Consider the following 18,383-nt stretch of genomic DNA (forward strand, 5'->3'; position numbering starts at 1 on the left):
TTCTCATGAGCACTCTCTCATTCGCTCTCATTCGTCTCTCACCAGCACATCCATTGACAGGGACAAGCGAATACTCCTAACTTCCAGTGAACGGAAAACGCGGACCCCACCGCAGACCGGATCACCGGAGGTCGGATATGGAACAGCTCATCAAGAAGATGGCCCAGGACGACATCTGGCGGGCCTGGAACTCCGCCAATTCATCGGAAGGCGCCACCAAGTCCGGCTGTATCAGCGCAACGGCCAAGGCCGGCTGCATCAGCGCCGCGCCGAAGGCCGGCTGCATTTCCTGAACGGGCACCGGACGGACACTGAACGGTCGCGTCACCGGTCACCGACCGGCCGATGACCGGAGAACGAGGGCCGGGCGAATGGTTCCGGCGGTCGCCCGGCCCGCCCGTTCTCACCCTCCGTACGGCCCTTTGGCACGGCCCCGCCGCCGCACCGCCGGTTCTCCGCAGCCGATTGAAGGTCACCCGTGGACGGTCAGCCCAGTTCCGGCATCATCGATCAGATCCGGGACATCCCCCTCTACCGGACATCGATCGAGCAAGGCTGGTTCCCCATTCTGGAGAAGCCGGAGATAGCCCGCGGTTTCCCGGACAACTGGATGTCGCCGCGGCTGGCCCGGGCGCTGGAGTCGGGCGAGGCCGAGTTCGTGCTCTCCACCGGCACCAACCACGCCCGGATGCAGATCATCAGACCGCCGTACTTCCTGCTCACGTCGTACTACCGGCTGTGGAGCGAGCACCCGGACATCGCGGAGACCTGGCACCAGGAGTGCCGGCGCGTCTCGCTCACCACCCTGCTCGCGACCGAGCACGTCGCCCGCGTCAACGCGAAGCGGCGCGGCGAGCCCCCGGCGGCCGTGCCGGGCCTCGCGGACCGGCGGCTGGACGAGCGGACCGTCTATCTCAACCTCCGGCTCGACCCGGCGCTCTGGGACCGGGCGGACGTGGAGCGGATGCTCGGCGAGATCCGGGCCGAGCGGGACGCCCACCCGCTGGGCTGGTACCACCTGGACTGCTCCGGCCACCACCTGGCGCATCTGGTGCGCAAAGCCCTCGACCTGGATCTGTGGGACGGCTTCCCGACCCCGGCGAGCGTCATCACCGCCTATGAGTACACCCCGGCCAATGTCCGGGAGTATCTGGAGCGGTACCTCGGCTGTCCGGTGGTCGATCTCTTCGGCAGCACCGAGCTGGGCTATCTCTACTACAGCGACCGGGGCGGGCGGTACCACCCGTTCCTGGACCGGATGAGTCTGGAGCTGGAGCCCGTGGCCCCGGGCAGCTCGATCCACAGTCTGATCGTGACGAGCGTCCGCAATCCGTACATGCCGCTGATCCGCTACCGCTCCGGCGACTGCGTCCGCACCACGGACGGAACACCGGACCCGGCGAAGGTCTCCCGGTTCTGCGGCCGGGTCAAGGAGCTGCTGCCGACGCCGAACGGGCCGGTGGCGCACAGCGACATCGACAGCTGTGTGACGGCCGCGTCCTCGCATGTCTTCCTCTACCAGGTGCGGGCGGCGAGCGCGGGGGACGGCGCGGTACGGCTGCTGTACACCACCTTCGACGGAGGTCCGCTCGGGCCGGGCGAGCGGACCGCGCTGAGCAGGCTCGTCGGCGAGCTGACCGGGCTGGAGTGCGCGGTCGAACACCGTACCCATATCCCGATCGGGGCCTCGGGAAAGTACACCTGGCTGGTGACTGGAGCATCATGAGGACAGAGCGTCGAATATCGCGGAACGACCTCAGGGAACTTCTGGGCGAGGATCTCCACGCGGAGACCGTGAATTATTTCGTGGAACAGACCGGTGGTTCTCCGCAGGACATGGAACGCCAGATCACGGAATGCATGCGGTATCTCTATCTCATTTCGCGTCACCGCGACGAACTCAGCGGTCTCTTCCTCCCGGTCGAGCAGCACATCGATGAGATTTGGCACTATCTCATCCTCCAGACCCGGGAGTACCGGGAGCTGTGCGAGAAGCGGCTGCCGGGCGGTTTCTTCATCGAGCACCGCAGCATCGGTTACGCCGCTTATCAGCAGGAGCCGGGCCGTGAGCGCTCCCTGGAGGAGGCGCTGCGCTGGATTCCGCTGTACTGCCGGGAATTCGGGCCCTTCGACGAGGGTGCGCTGCCGCACTGGACCATCGTCCGCTTTCTGCACGAGCGGATGAGCATGTCGCTCGCGGACATCGCCGCCCTCGGGCCGGCCTGACCTCGGGGAGCGGGTGCCATGAGGCGGTCCCCGGCCCGGGAGACGGCGGCCGGCCCCGCGGCGAGGACGGCGGGCGCGCCGGGTGAGCACCCCGCGCAGCGCCGGATTCTCACCGTGCTGGCGGTGGCGCAGATGCTGAGCGGCGCGGCCCTCGCTGCCGGGATCAGTGTCGGGGCGCTGATCGCCGGGGAGATGCTCGGGTCGACCGGCCTCGCCGGGGTGTCCAGCGCGCTCTTCGCGGCCGGGGCCGCCGTCGGCGCGGTGGGCATCGGCCGGGTCTGCCAGCGCTGGGGCCGCCGGCCCGGACTGGCCCTGGGGTACGCCACCGGGGCGCTCGGCAGCCTCGGGGTGGTGTCGGCGACCGCGCTGGACAGCGTCGCCCTGCTCTTCGGCGCGCTGCTGGTCTACGGCGCCGGGACGGTGACCCTGCTGATGGCCCGGTACGCGGGCGCCGATCTGGCCTCGCCGGAGCGGCGGGGCCGCGCCGTCTCCACGGTGCTCTTCGCCATGGCCGCCGGGGCGGTCGCCGGGCCCGCGCTGGCCGGGGTCAGCGGACGGCTCGCGCTGAGCTGGGGCATCCCCCGGCTCGCGGGCCCGTTTCTGCTGGCGGCGGTGGCCTTCGGGGCGGCGGCGCTCTTTCTGGCGGTCTTTCTGCGCCCGGACCCGCTGCCGCTGGCCCGCGCGGCGGCGGCCGGTCCGGCGGACGGCTCCGGGGACCCGGGCCCGGACGGGGCCGTACGGGCCGACCGGCGCGGGATGTTCACCGGCGCGGCGGTCATGGTCCTCAGCCAGTTGGTGATGATCGCGGTCATGACGATGACCCCGGTTCACATGGCCGCCCATGGCCATGGCACCGGGGCGGCGGGGCTGGTCATCGGGGTGCATCTGGGGGCGATGTATCTGTCGTCGCCGCTCTCCGGGGCGCTCGCCGACCGGGCCGGGCGCCTGGTCACGGCGGCTCTGGGCGCCGCCGCGCTGTTCGCGGCGGGGCTGCTGGCCTCGCTGGCACCGCCGGACTCCGTCCCGGTGCTGGCCCTGGCGCTGGTGCTGCTGGGCGTCGGCTGGAACCTCGGGTTCGTCGCCGGGACGGCTCTGATCACCGACGCCCTGCCGGCGGCGGGGAGGGCCGCCGCGCAGGGGCTCGTGGATGTGGGTGTCTCGGTCGCCGGCGCGGCCGGCGGGCTGGCCTCGGGCGTGGTGGTGGCCCTCGGCGGCTTTCCGCTGCTGGCGCTCGGCGGCGGGATTCTGGTGCTGGCCCTGCTGCCGCTCTGCGCCCTGGCCGCCGCCCTGCCGCGGCCCGCCGGGGAGCGGTGGGCCGGGCGGGGTTAGCGAGCGGTTTCGCGGTGGACGAAGTCCACCAGGCGGGTCAGCGCGTCCGGGTCGGTGGTCGGCAGCACTCCGTGGCCCAGGTTGAACACATGGCCCTCCAGGCCGGCCGCCGCTTCGAGCACCTCGGTGGCCTTGGCCTCCACGGCCTCCGGCCCGGCGAAGAGCACCGCCGGGTCCAGGTTCCCCTGGAGCGCCTTCCCGGGGCCCACCCGGCGGGCGGCCTCGTCCAGCGGCACCCGCCAGTCGACGCCCACGACATCGGCGCCCGCCTCGCCGAGGAGGCCGAGCAGCTCCCCCGTACCCACACCGAAGTGGATGCGCGGGACACCGTAGGAGGCGACCGAGTCGAAGACCTTGGCCGATGCGGGCAGCACCGAGCGCCGGTAGTCGGCGGGGGAGAGCGCGCCGACCCAGGAGTCGAAGAGCTGCACGGCGCTCGCGCCGGCCTCGATCTGGACCTTCAGGAACGCGGAGGTGATCCCCGCGAGCCGGTCCAGCAGCTCCGCCCACAGTCCGGGGTCGCCGTACATCAGGGCCTTGGTGTGCTCGTGGTTGCGGGACGGGCCGCCCTCCACGAGATAGCTGGCGAGGGTGAAGGGCGCGCCCGCGAACCCGATCAGCGGGGTGGTGCCCAGCTCGTCGGTGAGCAGCCCGATCGCCTCGGTGACATAGCGGACGTCGTCGGGGGTCAGCTCGCGCAGCCGCGCCAGGTCGGCGCGGGTGCGGATCGGCTCCGCGACGACCGGGCCGACGCCCGGCTTGATGTCGAGGTCGATGCCGATGGCCTTCAGGGGCACCACGATGTCGCTGAAGTAGATCGCCGCGTCGACGTCGTGGCGGCGCACGGGCTGGAGGGTGATCTCCTTGACCAGCTCGGGCCGCATGCACGACTCCAGCATGGGGATGCCCTCGCGCGCCTTGAGGTACTCGGGCAGCGAGCGGCCCGCCTGCCGCATGAACCAGACCGGGGTGTGCGGCACGGGCTCACGCCTGCACGCCTTGAGGAAGGCGGAGTCGTACGGCTTCGGCTGCTGGCCCGTGGGGCGGTCGTTGGCGCTCACGCCCCAAATCTTCGCATGGACCGAGGAAGTGTCCGCCGCCCCGGGTGTCCTTCCCTGCGTGAGGCGCCCATTCCGCCTACTCTTCCCCGCATGGCTGCCGCTCAGGGACATTTTTCCGATCATTCCAACGGCGCTGACGATCAGGACGGCGGGGAGGGCGATTCGGTTCCGCGCGCATTCAGAGCCGCGGTCGAGGCACTGCGGTCCGCCCGGCTGCGCCCGGGGATCGAGGTGGACCCCGCGCGCCCGCCGAAGCGGCTCGCGCCGCACGCGTACGCCCTGGAGGCGGCGGTCGTCGACGGCGAGGAGGATCTCGCCGACGGCCGTCTGGTGCTGCTGCACGACCCGGCGGGCCATGACGCCTGGCAGGGCGCGTTCCGGCTGGTGACCCTGGTCCGCGCGGAGCTGGAGCCGGAGATGGCGGCCGATCCGCTGCTGCCCGATGTGTCCTGGTCGTGGCTGACGGGGGCGCTGGAGGCGCGGGGTCTCGCGTACGGGGAACCGAGCGGGACCGTCACCCGCGCGGGGTCTCACTATTTCGGTGGACTTGCCGACCGGCGGCCCGCGACCCAGATCGAGATCCGGGCGTCCTGGACCCCCGAGGAGGGGCCGGGCGGGGTGCCGGACACCGCGGGGCACCTTGTGGCCTGGTGCGATCTCCTCTGCCAGATCGCGGGGCTGCCGCCGGTCGCGGGCGGTACGGGGGACCAGGCGGCGGGGGTGGTGTCGCTTCCGCAGCGGCGGGGGCCGCAGCACCGGTGAGGAGCGCGGGCGGCGGGGGGCGGCGCGCCCGGGGAGACTGTGCGGACCCGCCCCCGCCCCTCGCCGCCCCCGCCCGGTCGGCTCCATGGACCACCTCGACGTAACGCTCTGTCAGTTCAGAGACCGAATGATCGCTCATCCGTCCGAATTGCACCAAATATCACTCACTAAATCGTGATCTTTCTCTAAAGCCGGTCACGTTTGGTGCCGAAGAGGTCAGTGACCCTAACTGATCGGTTCGCCCGGCCTCATTCCCCGAGCCCGGCCCGTCCCGCACCTTCCCCCAGGAGGCCTGGTGTCCGTTCTTCTCGAGCAGCCCGCAAGCCTGGTCGCCTACCGCCCGAACAAGCCGACGGCCATGGTGGTCGTGGCCGACCCACGCGTCCGCTCCACCGTCACCCGCCATCTGTGGGCCCTCGGAGTGCGAGACGTGATCGAGGCGTCGTCGATCGCGGAGGCCCGTCCCCGCGTCGGCAACCCGCGCGACATCTGCGTTGCCGACGTCCACCTGCCCGACGGTTCCGGGCTGACCCTCCTGTCCGAAACCCGTGCCGCGGGGTGGCCCAACGGCCTCGCCCTCTCCGCGGCCGATGACATCGGCGCCGTGCGCAACGCCCTCGCGGGCGGCGTCAAGGGCTATGTCGTGACCGGTACGCGCACCAACATCGGGCACCCCACCCGCCCCGGCGCCGCCCCCATCGGCGCCGCGGCCGCACGTCTGGGCCACCGCCGCCCCCCGGGTGCCCCGAGCCACCCGGGCGGCTACCGCGAGCTGTCCGGCCGTGAGGTGGAGGTGCTGCGGCTGGTGGCGGAGGGCCAGTCGAACAAGGCGATCGGTGTCTCCATGGGGCTCTCCGCCCTCACCGTGAAGAGCCACCTCGCCCGGATCGCCCGCAAGCTCGGCACGGGCGACCGGGCCGGAATGGTCGCGGTAGCGCTGCGTACCGGCATCATCCACTGACCGTCCCCGACCCCCGCGCGCCTGCCGACGGAACGTTTCCGTCGACAGGCGCGCTCCGTTCACGGATACCCTTGACACGTGACCGACGCCCAAGACACCGCAGCAGAGACCGCACTGCGAACCGCCGGGGGCGCTCCCCCGGACGACGGCGTCGCAGCCGAAGAGGCTCCCACTCCCCTGCTGGAGCCGCGCGAGGGCATCCCCCCGGTGGTCGCCGACGCGGCAGGACTGGCCGGAGTGATCGCCGCTTTCGCGGCGGGCACCGGCCCCGTCGCCGTGGACGCCGAGCGCGCCTCCGGCTACCGCTACGGCCAGCGCGCCTATCTCGTGCAGCTGCGCCGCGAGGGCGCGGGCAGCGCCCTGATCGACCCGGTGGGCTGCCCCGATCTCTCGGAGCTGGGCGCGGCGCTCGCCGGGACCGAGTGGATTCTGCACGCGGCGACCCAGGACCTGCCGTGCCTGCGGGACATAGGCATGGTGCCGACCAGCCTCTTCGACACCGAGCTGGCCGGCCGGCTCGCCGGGTTCCCCCGGGTCGGGCTCGGCGCGATGGTGGAGTCGGTGCTCGGGTACGCCCTGGAGAAGGGGCACTCCGCCGTCGACTGGTCCACCCGGCCGCTGCCCGAGCCGTGGCTGCGCTATGCCGCGCTCGACGTGGAGCTGCTGGTGGACCTGCGGGACGCGCTGGAGAAGGAGCTGGACCGGCAGGGGAAGCTGGAGTGGGCGCACCAGGAGTTCGAGGCCATCGTCTCGGCGCCGCCCGCGCCGCCCCGGAAGGACCCGTGGCGGCGGACCTCCGGGATGCACAAGGTGCGGCGGCGCCGGCAGATGGCGGTGGTGCGGGAGCTGTGGACCGCCCGGGACAAGGTCGCGCAGCGGCGCGATGTGTCGCCCGGGAAGGTGCTGAGCGACGCGGCGATCGTCGAGGCGGCGCTCGCGGTGCCGGTGAATGTGCACGCGCTGACCGCGCTGCCGGGGTTCGGTCACCGGGCGGGGCGGCGGCAGCTGGAGCAGTGGCAGGCGGCGGTCGACCGGGCGAGGGCGCTGCCCGACGCGGAGCTGCCCCAGCCCGGGCAGCCGCTGAACGGGCCGCCGCCGCCGCGGGCCTGGGCGGACAAGGACCCGGTCGCGGCGGCGAGGCTGTCGGCGGCGCGGGCGGGGGTGTCGGCGCTGGCGGAGGAGTTGAATCTGCCACAGGAGAATCTGATCACGCCGGATACGGTGCGGCGGGTGTGCTGGGAGCCTCCGGCGGAGCACACGGAGGAGGCGGTGGCGGAGGCGCTCGCGGCGCTGGGGGCGCGCCCCTGGCAGATCGCCCTGGTGACCCCGCTCCTCACCCGGTCCCTCACCCCCTGACCCTCGCGCCTCAATCGCCGGCGGGGCTGATTTCGCTCAGCCCGGCCGGGGGCACCTCCCAGAGGCAGCTCTGGGGGAGATCGAGGACGGCCCCGGGCCACAGGACACCCGCACAGTGCGGGCCCGGGTCGGGGACCAGCCCCCGAACCCCCGCGCCTCAAACGCCGGCGAGGCTGGATTGCGTCTCACCTCGCCGACGAGGCTGGATTCGCCCAGCCCGTCCGCGCCCCACGCCGGCCCCAGGCGGCACAGGCAGTCCGAGCAAACCAAGCCCGTCCGGCGCTTGAGGACGGACCCTGTGCCACAGGAAACCCGCACCCCGCGGGCCACCGTCGGGGGCCAGCCCCCGAACCCCCGCGCCTCAAACGCCGGCGAGGCTGGATTGCGTCTCACCTCGCCGGCGGGGCTGGATTCGCCCAGCCCGTCCGCGCCCCACGCCGGCCCCAGGGGGCACAGGCAGCCCGAGCAAACCAAGCCCGTCCGGCGCTTGAGGACGGACCCCGGGCCGCAGGACCCCGCACCCCGCACCCCCGCACCCCACGGGCAAACCGCGGGGTGTGACGTTCGACGCTCCGCGGCGCGGGGGTGTGCACGATGGTTACCCGTAAGTAGCATGGGAGGCGGCGAGCAAGCGCTCAGCGCCTGCCCGCCGCCCAGCAGCAGTGCCATCCCGCACCCTGGAGGAGAGCCATCGTGCCTCGTACCGTCAGGGATGTCGTCTTCGTCGACGGCGTCCGCACCCCCTTCGGCAAGGCGGGCCCGAAGGGCATCTACCACGAGACCCGGGCCGACGACCTCGTCGTCAAGGCCATCCGGGAGCTGCTGCGCCGCAACCCCGGCCTCGACCCCGCGCGGATCGACGAGGTCGCCATCGCCGCCACCACCCAGATCGGCGACCAGGGCCTGACCCTCGGCCGGACGGCGGGCATCCTCGCGGGGCTGCCGCAGTCCGTCCCCGGCTACTCCATCGACCGGATGTGCGCCGGCGCGATGACCGCCGTCACCACCACCGCCGGGTCGATCGCCTTCGGCGCGTACGACGTGGTGCTGGCCGGCGGCGTCGAGCACATGGGCCGCCACCCCATGGGCGAGGGCGTCGACCCCCACCCGCGCTTCGTCAGCGAGAAGCTCGTGGACGAGTCCGCCCTCTTCATGGGCATGACGGCGGAGAACCTCCACGACCGCTACCCCTCCATCACCAAGGAGCGCGCCGACGAGTACGCCGTCCGCTCCCAGGAGAAGGCCGCCAAGGCCTACGCCGACGGGAAGATCCAGCAGGACCTGGTCCCGATCTCGGTCCGCCGCACCACCCCCGAGGCCGGGGAGACGGGCTGGGGCCTCGCCACCCGGGACGAGCCGATGCGCCCCGGCACCACGCGGGAGAACCTCGCCGCCCTGAAGACCCCCTTCCGCCCGCACGGCCGGGTCACCGCCGGCAACGCCGCCGGTCTCAACGACGGCGCCACCGCCTCCCTCATCGCCTCCGAGGAGTTCGCCCGCGAGGCGGGCCTCCCGGTGCGGATGCGGCTCGTCTCCTTCGCGTACGCGGGTGTCGAGCCCGAGGTCATGGGGTACGGCCCGATCCCCGCCACCGAGAAGGCCCTCGCCAAGGCGGGCCTGGCCATCGGTGACATCGGCCTCTTCGAGATCAACGAGGCCTTCGCCGTCCAGGTGCTGGCCTTCCTGGAGCACTACGGCATCGCCGACGACGACGCGCGCGTCAACCAGTACGGCGGCGCCATCGCGTTCGGCCACCCGCTGGCCTCCTCCGGCGTACGGCTGATGACCCAGCTCGCCCGCCAGTTCGAGGAGCAGCCCCAGGTCCGCTACGGCCTGACCACGATGTGCGTCGGCTTCGGCATGGGCGCGTCGGTCATCTGGGAGAACCCGCACTTCGACGGAGGCACCAAGTGAGCAACACCGCCGAACTCCTCAAGGGGGCCGCCGAGCTGTTCCCCGCCGAGGTCGTGACCCAGGCGCACGTGCGCCATCTCGACCTCCCCGCCGGGGCGGGCAGGTTCGCCCTGATCACCCTGGACAACGGCCTGGACCACACCAAGCCCACCACCTTCGGCCCGCAGTCGCTCGCCAACCTCTCCGCCGCGATCGACCAGGTCGAGCGGGAGGCGGCCGAGGGCGCGATCGTCGGCGCCGGTCTCACCGGGAAGCCGTTCATCTTCGCGGTCGGCGCCGACCTCAAGGGTGTGGAGCTGCTGCGCACCCACGACGAGGCCCTCGCCATCGGCAGGGGCGGGCACGAGGTCTTCAAGCGCCTCTCCGGCCTGGCCGTGCCGACGTTCGCGTACTACAACGGCGCGGCGATGGGCGGCGGCGTGGAGGCCGGGCTGCACTGCTCGTACCGCACCGTCTCCCGGGCCGTCCCGGCCTTCTCGCTGCCCGAGGTCTTCCTCGGTCTGGTCCCCGGCTGGGGCGGCTGCGCCCTGCTGCCGAACCTGATCGGCGCGGACCGGGCGGTCACGGTCATCATCGAGAACTCGCTCAACCAGAACCGCCAGCTCAAGGGCGCCCAGGTGTTCGAGCTGGGCATCGCCGACGCGCTCTTCGACGGCGCGGACTTCCTGGAGCGGTCCCTGGCGTGGACCGCTTCGGTGCTCAGCGGCGAGACCGCCGTCGAGCGCGACACGGTCGACCGGGGCGAGGCGTGGGACGCCGCCGTGGCGCGGGGCCGGTCCATCGCGGACTCCAAGGTGCACGGCGCGGCCCCCGCCGCCTACCGGGCGCTGGAGATCATCGAGGCCGCCAAGGACGGCGACCTCCAGGCCGGTTTCGACGCCGAGGACGCGGCGCTCGCCGATCTGATCATGGGTGGTGAGCTGCGCAGCGGTATCTACGCCTTCCATCTGGTGCAGAAGCGCGGCAAGCGCCCGGCCGGCGCGCCGGACCGGAATCTGGCCCGCCCGGTCACCAAGGTCGGTGTGGTGGGCGCGGGTCTGATGGCCTCTCAGCTGGCGCTGCTCTTCGTGCGCCGTCTGGAGGTGCCGGTGGTGCTGACCGACATCGACCAGGAGCGCATCGACAAGGGCGTGGGCTATGTCCACTCCGAGATCGACAAACTGCTCGGCAAGGGCCGGATCAACCAGGACAAGGCCAACCGCCTCAAGGGCCTGGTGACCGGCGTCCTGGACAAGGCGGAGGGCTTCTCGGACGCCGACTTCGTGATCGAGGCCGTCTTCGAGGAGATGGGCGTCAAGCAGAAGGTGTTCGCAGAGGTGGAGGCCGTCGCCCCGGCGCACGCGATCCTCGCCACCAACACCTCCTCGCTCTCGGTGAGCGAGATGGCGTCGCGGCTGCGGCACCCCGAGCGGGTCGTCGGCTTCCACTTCTTCAACCCGGTCGCGGTGCTTCCGCTGCTGGAGATCGTCCGGGGCGAGCGGACCGACGACGCCTCGCTGGCGACCGCGTTCGGCGTGGCGAAGAAGCTGCGGAAGACCGCCGTACTGGTCAAGGACGCCCCGGCGTTCGTGGTCAACCGCATCCTGACCCGCTTCATGGGCGAGATCCAGAACGTCATCGACGAGGGCACCCCGGTGGAGGTGGCCGAGCGCGCGGTGGAGCCGCTGGGCCTGCCGATGTCCCCGCTGGTCCTGCTGGAGCTGGTGGGCCCCGCGATCGGGCTGCATGTCTCCGAGACCCTCAACCGGGCCTTCCCGGACCGTTTCACGGTCTCGGCGAACCTGGCCGCGGTGGTGAAGGCCGGCAAGCGCGGCTTCTATGTGTACGACTCCGGCAGGCCGGAGCTGGACCCGGAGGTCGCGGCCCTGCTCCGGCAGGGCGATGTGGTGCTCACCGAGGAGCAGACCCGGGCGCGCGTCCTGGACGCGGTGGCGCGGGAGATCGGCCTGATGCTGGACGAGGGTGTCGTGGCCGAGGCCCAGGACATCGACCTCTGTCTGATCACGGGCGCGGGCTGGCCCTTCCACCTCGGCGGCATCACCCCGTATCTGGACCGTGAGGGTGTCTCGGAGCGGGTGAACGGCAAGCCGTTCCTGGCGCCGGGCACGGCGAGCGTCCCGGCGTAGCGGCCGGTGGTGGACAGGGGCCGTGCGGGAGCATCCGTACGGCCCCTGTCGCGTTCCCCGCGTAGGCTCACCCCGATGACGGACGAACCCCTGACCCCGCTGCTGGTCGTCGACGGCGCCAATGTCGTCGGCTCCGTGCCCGACGGCTGGTGGCGCGACCGGCGCGGCGCCGCCGAGCGGCTGCGGGACGCGCTGGTGCGGTACGCCGCCGAGGGCGTCGGGGACCTCCCCGGGCCGCTGGAGGTCGTCCTGGTGGTGGAGGGCGCGGCGCGCGGGGTCGGATCGGTCCCCGGGGTGCGGGTGGAGTCCGCCGGGGGCAGCGGGGACGACCACATCGCGGCGCTGGCGGCCGGCGCGGGCGGGCGGCCCTGTCTGGTGGTCACGGCCGACCGCGAGCTGCGCCGCCGGGTCACCGCCGCGGGCGCCCGGACCACCGGACCGCGCGCGGTGTACGGGCCGCGCTGACCGGACGGCTCAGTGGGGCACCTTCGACCCCGGCTCCAGCCTGCTGTGGCGGCGGCCGTAGACCGCGTACACCACCACGCCGATGAGCATCCACGCCCCGAACCGCAGCCAGGTCTCGGCGGGCAGATTGAGCATCAGCCAGAGCGAGGCGGCCACCGAGAGGGCCGGCAGCAGCGGCACCAGCGGGGTGCGGAAGGCGCGGGGCAGATCGGGGCGGGTGCGGCGGAGGATGACCACACCGATCGCGACGACGACAAAGGCGAAGAGGGTGCCGATGTTCACCAGTGTCGCCAGCTCCTCGATGCTGGTGAAGCCGGCGATGACGGCGATCGTGCCCCCGAGGAGGACGGTCGCGCGGTACGGGGTGCGGAAGCGCGGGTGGACGCGGGAGAAGAAGCGGGGCAGCAGCCCGTCCCGGCTCATCGCGAAGAACACCCGGGTCTGGCCGAGCAGCAGGATCAGACAGACGGTGGTGAGGCCGATGGCCGCGCCGAAGCTGATCACCCCGGCGTACCAGGGGTGTCCGGTGGACTTGAAGGCGTCGGCGAGCGGGGCGTCGATCGTCAGTTCGGTGTAGTGCTGCATGCCGGTGACGACGAGCGAGACCGCGACGTACAGCACCGTGCAGATGAACAGGGACCCGAGGATGCCCCGGGGCATGTCCCGCTGCGGGAGCCTGGTCTCCTCGGCGGCGGTGGCCACCACGTCGAAGCCGATGAAGGCGAAGAAGACCACGGAGGCGGCGGTGAAGATGCCCATGACACCGAAGTTCGTGGGCGCGTAGCCGAACATCAGCTGGATCAGGGGTTCCTTGATGCCCGATCCGCCCTCGGTCTCCACGGCGGGCGGAATGAAGGGGCTGTAGTTCGCGGCCTTGACGAAGAACGCCCCGGCGATGATGACCAGCAGCACGACGCCGACCTTGATCGCGACGACCGCGGTGGTGACCCGGGCGGAGAGCTTCATCCCGAGGACGAGGACGACGGTGAGCGCCAGGATCAGCAGAAACGCCAGCAGATCGAAGGCGAAGCCATGGCTCTCGTTGGTGCCGGACAGCGCCTCCGGCAGATGCCAGCCGGCGTTGTCCAGCAGGGAGCGCACATAGCCGGACCAGCCGACGGCGACCACCGCCGTGCCGAGGGCGAACTCCAGGACCAGGTCCCAGCCGATGAGCCAGGCGGGCAGCTCGCCCAGTGAGGCGTACGAGAAGGTGTAGGCGGAGCCCGCGACCGGGACGGTGGAGGCGAACTCGGCGTAGCACAGGGCCGCGAGTCCGCAGACGAATCCGGCGATGGCGAACGCGATGGCGGTGGCGGGGCCCGCGTTCTGTTTGGCGACGGCGCCCGTGAGGACGAAGATGCCGGTGCCGATGACGACACCGACGCCGAAGACGGTGAGGTCGAGCGCGGAGAGCGAGCGTTTGAGCGCGTGCTCCGGTTCCTCGGTGTCGCGGATGGACTGCTCGACGGTCTTGGTCCGGAAGACGCCCGCTCTGCTCGCGGGGTCCTTGTCTCTGCTCACCGTGCACCTCCACGCAGTGTCGTCCCCGCCATGATCGGGACGGCTGATGGTCCCCGGGCGGCCGTACGGGTGGGTTTCACGCGAATGGCCGGGAGGGTCACCCATCCAGGGTGACCCTCCCGGCCCATTCCATGGGCGATCCGCGCGGTGCGCGGTGGTGCGGGTGCCCGGCCGGTGCCGGGCGGGCGGCGGCTCAGTCGCGCACGGGCTCGGCCGCCTCGCCGGTGACGGCGTCCGACCGGGCGTCCAGCCGGGAGACCAGACCCGTGACCTGCCGGGCGATGTCCGGGGCCGTCAGCCCGATCTCGGCCATGATCTCCTTGCGGGAGGCGTGGTCGAGGAAGCGCGGCGGGATGCCGAAGTCGCGCAGCGGCACATCGACGCCCGCGTCGCGCAGCGCCTGGGCGACGGCGGAGCCGACCCCGCCGACGCGGCTGTTGTCCTCGACGGTGACGACGACCCGGTGCCGCTCGGCGAGCGGCGCGAGCGCCTCGTCCACGGGCTTGACCCAGCGGGGGTCGACCACGGTGGTGGAGATGCCCTGCCGGTCCAGGAGATCCGCGATCTCCAGGCACATCGGGGCGAGCGCGCCCACGGAGACCAGGAGCACATCCGGGCGCTCGGCGTCCGGGTGGCGCAGCACGTCCATGCCGCCGACCCGGCCCACGGCCTGGACGGAGGGTCCGACGGCGCCCTTGGAGAAGCGGACGACGGTGGGCGCGTCGTCGACCTCGACGGCCTCGCGGAGCTGGGCGCGCACCTGGTCGGCGTCGCGCGGGGCGGCGATCCGCAGGCCGGGGACGACCTGGAGGATCGACATGTCCCACATGCCGTTGTGGGAGGCGCCGTCCGTGCCGGTGATACCGGCACGGTCCAGCACAAACGTCACTCCGCAGCGGTGCAGGGCGACATCCATGAGGACCTGGTCGAAGGCGCGGTTGAGGAAGGTGGCGTACACGGCGAAGACCGGGTGCACCCCGCCGGTCGCGAGACCGGCGGCGGAGACGGCCGCGTGCTGTTCGGCGATGCCGACGTCGTAGACCCGGTCGGGGTAGGCCCTGGCGAACCGGTCGAGGCCGACGGGCTGGAGCATGGCGGCGGTGATCGCCACGATGTCCTCGCGCTCGGCGCCGAGCTTGACCATCTCCTCGCCGAAGACGGAGGTCCAGTCGAGACCGGAGCTGGCGATCGGCAGACCGGTGTCGGGGTGGATCTTGCCGACGGCGTGGAAGCGGTCGGCCTCGTCCTGGAGGGCGGGCTGGTAGCCGCGGCCCTTCTCGGTGAGGCAGTGCACGATCACCGGACCGCCGAACCGCTTGGCGCGGGCGAGGGCGGACTCCAGCGCCTCGATGTCGTGGCCGTCGATCGGGCCGACGTACTTCAGGCCGAGGTCCTCGAACATGCCCTGGGGGGCGATGAAGTCCTTGAGGCCCTTCTTGGCGCCGTGCAGGGTGCCGTAGAGCGGCTTCCCGACGACGGGGGTGCGGCCCAGGATGTCCTTGCCGCGGGCGAGGAAGCGCTCGTACCCGTCGGTGGTGCGCAGGGTCGCGAGGTGGTTGGCGAGGCCGCCGATCGTCGGCGCGTAGGAGCGCTCGTTGTCGTTGACCACGATCACCAGCGGCCGGTCCTTGGCGGCGGCGATGTTGTTCAGCGCCTCCCAGGCCATGCCGCCGGTGAGGGCGCCGTCGCCGATGACCGCCACGACGTGGTCGTCCTTGCGGAGGACCTCGTTGGCCTTGGCGAGGCCGTCCGCCCAGCCGAGCACGGTGGAGGCGTGCGAGTTCTCGATGCAGTCGTGGTCGGACTCGGCGCGCGCCGGGTAGCCGGAGAGGCCGCCCTTCATCTTCAGCCGCGAGAAGTCCTGCCGGCCGGTGAGCAGCTTGTGCACATAGCTCTGGTGCCCGGTGTCCCAGAGAACCTTGTCCTTCGGGGAGTCGAAGACCCGGTGAAGGGCGATGGTGAGCTCGACCACACCGAGATTCGGCCCGAGGTGCCCGCCGGTCTTGGAGACGGCGTCCACGAGAAAGGTCCGGATCTCCGCGGCCAGCTGATCCAGCTGCTCCGGGCTGAGCCGGTCCAGATCGCGCGGTCCCCTGATACGGGTAAGCAGTGCCACCCGTGCCTCCTTGCGTATGTGAGCTGGGTGTATGGAGCTGGGTCGAGACATGCCGATTTGGTTGAGTCTAATGTTCCGGTCGGGAGCGCCGCCCTCGGGCGGTGCGATCCGGCTCATATGATCGCTCGATTCGGCGGCTGCGGGGGGACGGGGGTGCCGGTGCGGCGCCGGAAGGGCCTGATCCGGGAGAGCCGGAGGAGCCGGAGGCGAGGGATTAGGCCCGGCCCGCGCTGCGCTGGGTTCTGCGGGTGATCGAGTCGATCACGACCGTGGCGAGCAGCACACCACCGGTGATCATGAACTGGACCGGGGAGGAGATGCCCTCCAGGGCCAGTCCGTACTGGATGGAGACGATCACCATCACGCCGAGCAGCGCGTTCCAGGTCCGCCCCCGCCCGCCGAAGAGGCTGGTCCCGCCGATCACGGCCGCCGCGATGACGTTCATCAGCAGCTCGCCGCCCCCGGCGCCCTGGTTGGCGGCGGCGATCTTGGAGGCCATGAAGAGCCCTCCGACGGCCGCGAAGGTGCCCGCGACCGCGAAGGCGGAGATCCGGATCGCCGTGACATGAATCCCGGCGCGCCGGGCGGCCTCCACGCTGCCGCCGAGGGCGAGAATCCCCCGCCCGTAGGCGGTGCGGCGCAGCACCAGGTCCGTGACCACCAGGGCCGCGAGGAAGAGGACGAACCCCAGGGGCAGCCCCTTGTACTGGTTGAACAGGTACGCGGCCCCGTAGGCGACCACCGCGAGCCCGGCCGTGCGCAGGGCGAGGTCGGCGAAGGGGCGGGAGGGAATCCCGGCCGCCGCGCGGCGCCGGCTGTCGAGGGCGCCGCCGGTGAGGAAGGCGGCCACGGCGACCGTGGCCAGCCCGTAGGCGGCGGCGACCTCGCTGAAGTAGTACGTGTTCAGCCTGCCGACCACCCCGTCGCCGTCCAGGTTGACGGTGCCGCTGGAGCCGAGCAGCTGGAGCATGCAGCCCTGCCAGAAGAGCAGCCCGGCGAGGGTGACGGCGAAGGCGGGCGCCCCGATCCGGGCGAAGAAGAAGCCGTGGAGGGCGCCGATGGCCGTGCCCGAGGCGATGGCGGCGAGCACCGCCAGCCACTCGTTCACCCCGTGGGTGACGTTCAGCACGGCGACGATCGCCCCGGCGACCCCGCTGACCGCGCCGACGGAGAGGTCGATCTCGCCGAGGAGGAGCACGAAGATGATGCCGATGGCCATCATCCCGGTGCCGGTCATGGCGACCGCGATATTGCTGAGGTTCTCGGCGGAGAGGAAGTTGGGGTTCATCCGCTGGAAGGCCGACCAGATCAGCACGAGCCCGAGGAGCACCGGGAGGCTCCCCAGGTCCCCGGCGGTGAGCCGGCGGCGGAATTCGGCGAGATAGCCGGCGAACCCCTGCTGCCGGACGATCAGCCGGGGGTCGACCGCGGTCACGGCGGCCCGGGCGGCCTCCGGATTGACCAGCGCCCCGGCCTCCGGGTCCGCCGCGTTCTTCTTGTGGAGACTGACTCTGGGCTTCACTGCCGGCCCTCCGCGGTCCGTGCCGCCCGTCGGGTCACGGCGTTCTCCGTGGCCCCGGTGATGGCGGAGATGATCTCTTCCTGTGAGGTGGAGCGGACCTCGAAGACGCCGTTGTTGCGGCCGAGGCGCAGCACCGCCACCCGGTCGGCCACGGCTCGGACGTCCGCCATGTTGTGGCTGATCAGGATGGTGGCGTGGCCGCGCTCGCGCAGCCGCTCGACCAGGTCGAGCACCTGGGCGGTCTGTTCGACGCCGAGGGCGGCGGTGGGTTCGTCGAGGATGACGAGCCGGGGCTCGCCGAGCAGGGAGCGGGCGATGGCGACCGTCTGGCGCTGGCCGCCGGAGAGTGAGGCGACGGGGATACGGACGCTGGGGATGCGGATGGCGAGGGTCCGCAGGAGTTCGCGGGCCCGGCGCTCCATCGCGACCTCGTCCAGGAGGCCGTAGCGGCGGATCTCCCGGCCGAGGTGGAGATTGCCGACGACATCGAGGTTGTCGCAGAGCGCGAGGTCCTGGTAGACGGTGGCGATGCCCAGGTTCTGGGCGTCGTGCGGCCGGTCGAGCGAGACGGGCACCCCGTCCCACTCGATGACGCCGCCGTCGACGGGGTGGACTCCGGCGATCGTCTTGACCAGGGTGGACTTTCCCGCTCCGTTGTCGCCGACGAGGGCGAGCACTTCCGCGGCGTGGACCTCCAGTTCGACATCGGTCAGGGCCTGGACGGCGCCGAACCGTTTGGAGACCCCGCGCAGCGCCAGGACGGGCGGCGGGGGCGGGGCGGGGGCGGCGGGGACAGCGGGCACGGGAACCAACTCCTTCACCGCCCGGCGGGTGGCGCGCCGGGACGGGGGTGCGGTCGGCAGCGGGGCTGGGGGCAGGGGTGCGTGCGGTCGGCAGCGGGCGGGGGCGCGGTCCGGCCGGGGCGGGGCCGCGGCCGGGTGCCCCGCCGGGGGGGGGGGGGGGCCGGGGGGGGGGGGGGGCGGGCGGGCGGGACCCGCGGGGGGGGGGGGGCGCGGGGGCCGGG

15 protein-coding genes are annotated in these 18,383 nt (G+C 72.2%); 10 read left to right on the forward strand and 5 right to left on the reverse strand.

What is annotated here, in order from left to right; all coding sequences use genetic code 11:
* Positions 1 to 137 precede the first annotated feature (137 nt).
* The 4 genes from ABT122_RS05660 to ABT122_RS05675 all read left to right on the forward strand — a co-directional run bounded on the left by ABT122_RS05660 (position 138) and on the right by ABT122_RS05675 (position 3,555).
* Positions 138 to 293 carry a hypothetical protein gene (locus ABT122_RS05660; RefSeq protein WP_351545808.1) on the forward strand — a complete coding sequence of 52 codons (156 nt, stop codon included), beginning with the start codon at positions 138 to 140 and terminating at the stop codon, positions 291 to 293.
* Between the two features lie 185 nt (positions 294 to 478).
* Complete coding sequence (locus ABT122_RS05665; RefSeq protein ID WP_351545811.1) at positions 479 to 1,726, forward strand: phenylacetate--CoA ligase family protein; 1,248 nt, start codon at positions 479 to 481, stop codon at positions 1,724 to 1,726.
* Positions 1,723 to 2,226 (forward strand): glycine-rich domain-containing protein, encoded by a 504-nt coding sequence (locus ABT122_RS05670; protein WP_351545814.1) that lies wholly within the window; start codon positions 1,723 to 1,725, stop codon positions 2,224 to 2,226. Before ABT122_RS05665 ends, ABT122_RS05670 begins: the two co-directional genes overlap by 4 nt.
* An 18-nt stretch (positions 2,227 to 2,244) precedes the next feature.
* Complete coding sequence (locus ABT122_RS05675) at positions 2,245 to 3,555, forward strand: MFS transporter (protein ID WP_351545817.1); 1,311 nt, start codon at positions 2,245 to 2,247, stop codon at positions 3,553 to 3,555.
* Here ABT122_RS05675 and hemE read toward each other — a convergent pair.
* The gene (hemE, locus tag ABT122_RS05680; RefSeq protein ID WP_351545820.1) at positions 3,552 to 4,616 is read right to left on the reverse strand and encodes a uroporphyrinogen decarboxylase; all 1,065 of its coding nucleotides are present in this window, start codon (positions 4,614 to 4,616) and stop codon (positions 3,552 to 3,554) included. The genes ABT122_RS05675 and hemE overlap by 4 nt on opposite strands.
* A 90-nt stretch (positions 4,617 to 4,706) precedes the next feature.
* Between hemE and ABT122_RS05685 the strand changes: the two genes are divergently transcribed.
* From ABT122_RS05685 to ABT122_RS05710, 6 genes are all read left to right on the forward strand, one after another.
* On the forward strand, positions 4,707 to 5,378 hold the full coding sequence (locus ABT122_RS05685; RefSeq protein ID WP_351545823.1) for a DUF3000 domain-containing protein: 672 nt from the start codon (positions 4,707 to 4,709) through the stop codon (positions 5,376 to 5,378).
* Between the two features lie 295 nt (positions 5,379 to 5,673).
* Positions 5,674 to 6,339, forward strand: a complete 666-nt coding sequence (locus ABT122_RS05690) for a response regulator transcription factor (protein ID WP_015037008.1) — start codon at positions 5,674 to 5,676, stop codon at positions 6,337 to 6,339.
* A gap of 78 nt (positions 6,340 to 6,417) precedes the next feature.
* Positions 6,418 to 7,695: an HRDC domain-containing protein gene (locus tag ABT122_RS05695; RefSeq protein WP_351545827.1), complete on the forward strand. Its 1,278-nt coding sequence runs from the start codon at positions 6,418 to 6,420 to the stop codon at positions 7,693 to 7,695.
* A 693-nt stretch (positions 7,696 to 8,388) separates the two neighbouring features.
* The gene (locus ABT122_RS05700; protein WP_351545830.1) at positions 8,389 to 9,609 is read left to right on the forward strand and encodes a thiolase family protein; all 1,221 of its coding nucleotides are present in this window, start codon (positions 8,389 to 8,391) and stop codon (positions 9,607 to 9,609) included.
* Entirely contained in the window at positions 9,606 to 11,735 is a 2,130-nt protein-coding gene (locus ABT122_RS05705) for a 3-hydroxyacyl-CoA dehydrogenase NAD-binding domain-containing protein (protein ID WP_351545833.1), read from the forward strand. The genes ABT122_RS05700 and ABT122_RS05705 overlap by 4 nt, the downstream gene beginning before the upstream one ends.
* A 75-nt stretch (positions 11,736 to 11,810) precedes the next feature.
* The gene (locus ABT122_RS05710) at positions 11,811 to 12,200 is read left to right on the forward strand and encodes a PIN domain-containing protein (protein ID WP_351545836.1); all 390 of its coding nucleotides are present in this window, start codon (positions 11,811 to 11,813) and stop codon (positions 12,198 to 12,200) included.
* A 9-nt stretch (positions 12,201 to 12,209) separates the two neighbouring features.
* Here the strand turns inward: ABT122_RS05710 and ABT122_RS05715 are convergent, their stop codons facing one another.
* The 4 genes from ABT122_RS05715 to ABT122_RS05730 form a co-directional block, all read right to left on the reverse strand.
* On the reverse strand, positions 12,210 to 13,721 hold the full coding sequence (locus ABT122_RS05715; RefSeq protein ID WP_351545838.1) for an amino acid permease: 1,512 nt from the start codon (positions 13,719 to 13,721) through the stop codon (positions 12,210 to 12,212).
* A gap of 193 nt (positions 13,722 to 13,914) precedes the next feature.
* Entirely contained in the window at positions 13,915 to 15,837 is a 1,923-nt protein-coding gene (gene dxs / locus ABT122_RS05720; RefSeq protein ID WP_351545840.1) for a 1-deoxy-D-xylulose-5-phosphate synthase, read from the reverse strand.
* A 214-nt stretch (positions 15,838 to 16,051) separates the two neighbouring features.
* Positions 16,052 to 17,302 (reverse strand): sugar ABC transporter permease, encoded by a 1,251-nt coding sequence (locus tag ABT122_RS05725; protein WP_351545870.1) that lies wholly within the window; start codon positions 17,300 to 17,302, stop codon positions 16,052 to 16,054.
* Between the two features lie 53 nt (positions 17,303 to 17,355).
* Positions 17,356 to 18,162 (reverse strand): ATP-binding cassette domain-containing protein, encoded by an 807-nt coding sequence (locus ABT122_RS05730; RefSeq protein ID WP_351545843.1) that lies wholly within the window; start codon positions 18,160 to 18,162, stop codon positions 17,356 to 17,358.
* Positions 18,163 to 18,383 lie beyond the last annotated feature (221 nt).

This window comes from Streptomyces sp. NPDC001985 (assembly GCF_040296845.1).
Taxonomy (GTDB): Bacteria; Actinomycetota; Actinomycetes; order Streptomycetales; family Streptomycetaceae; genus Streptomyces.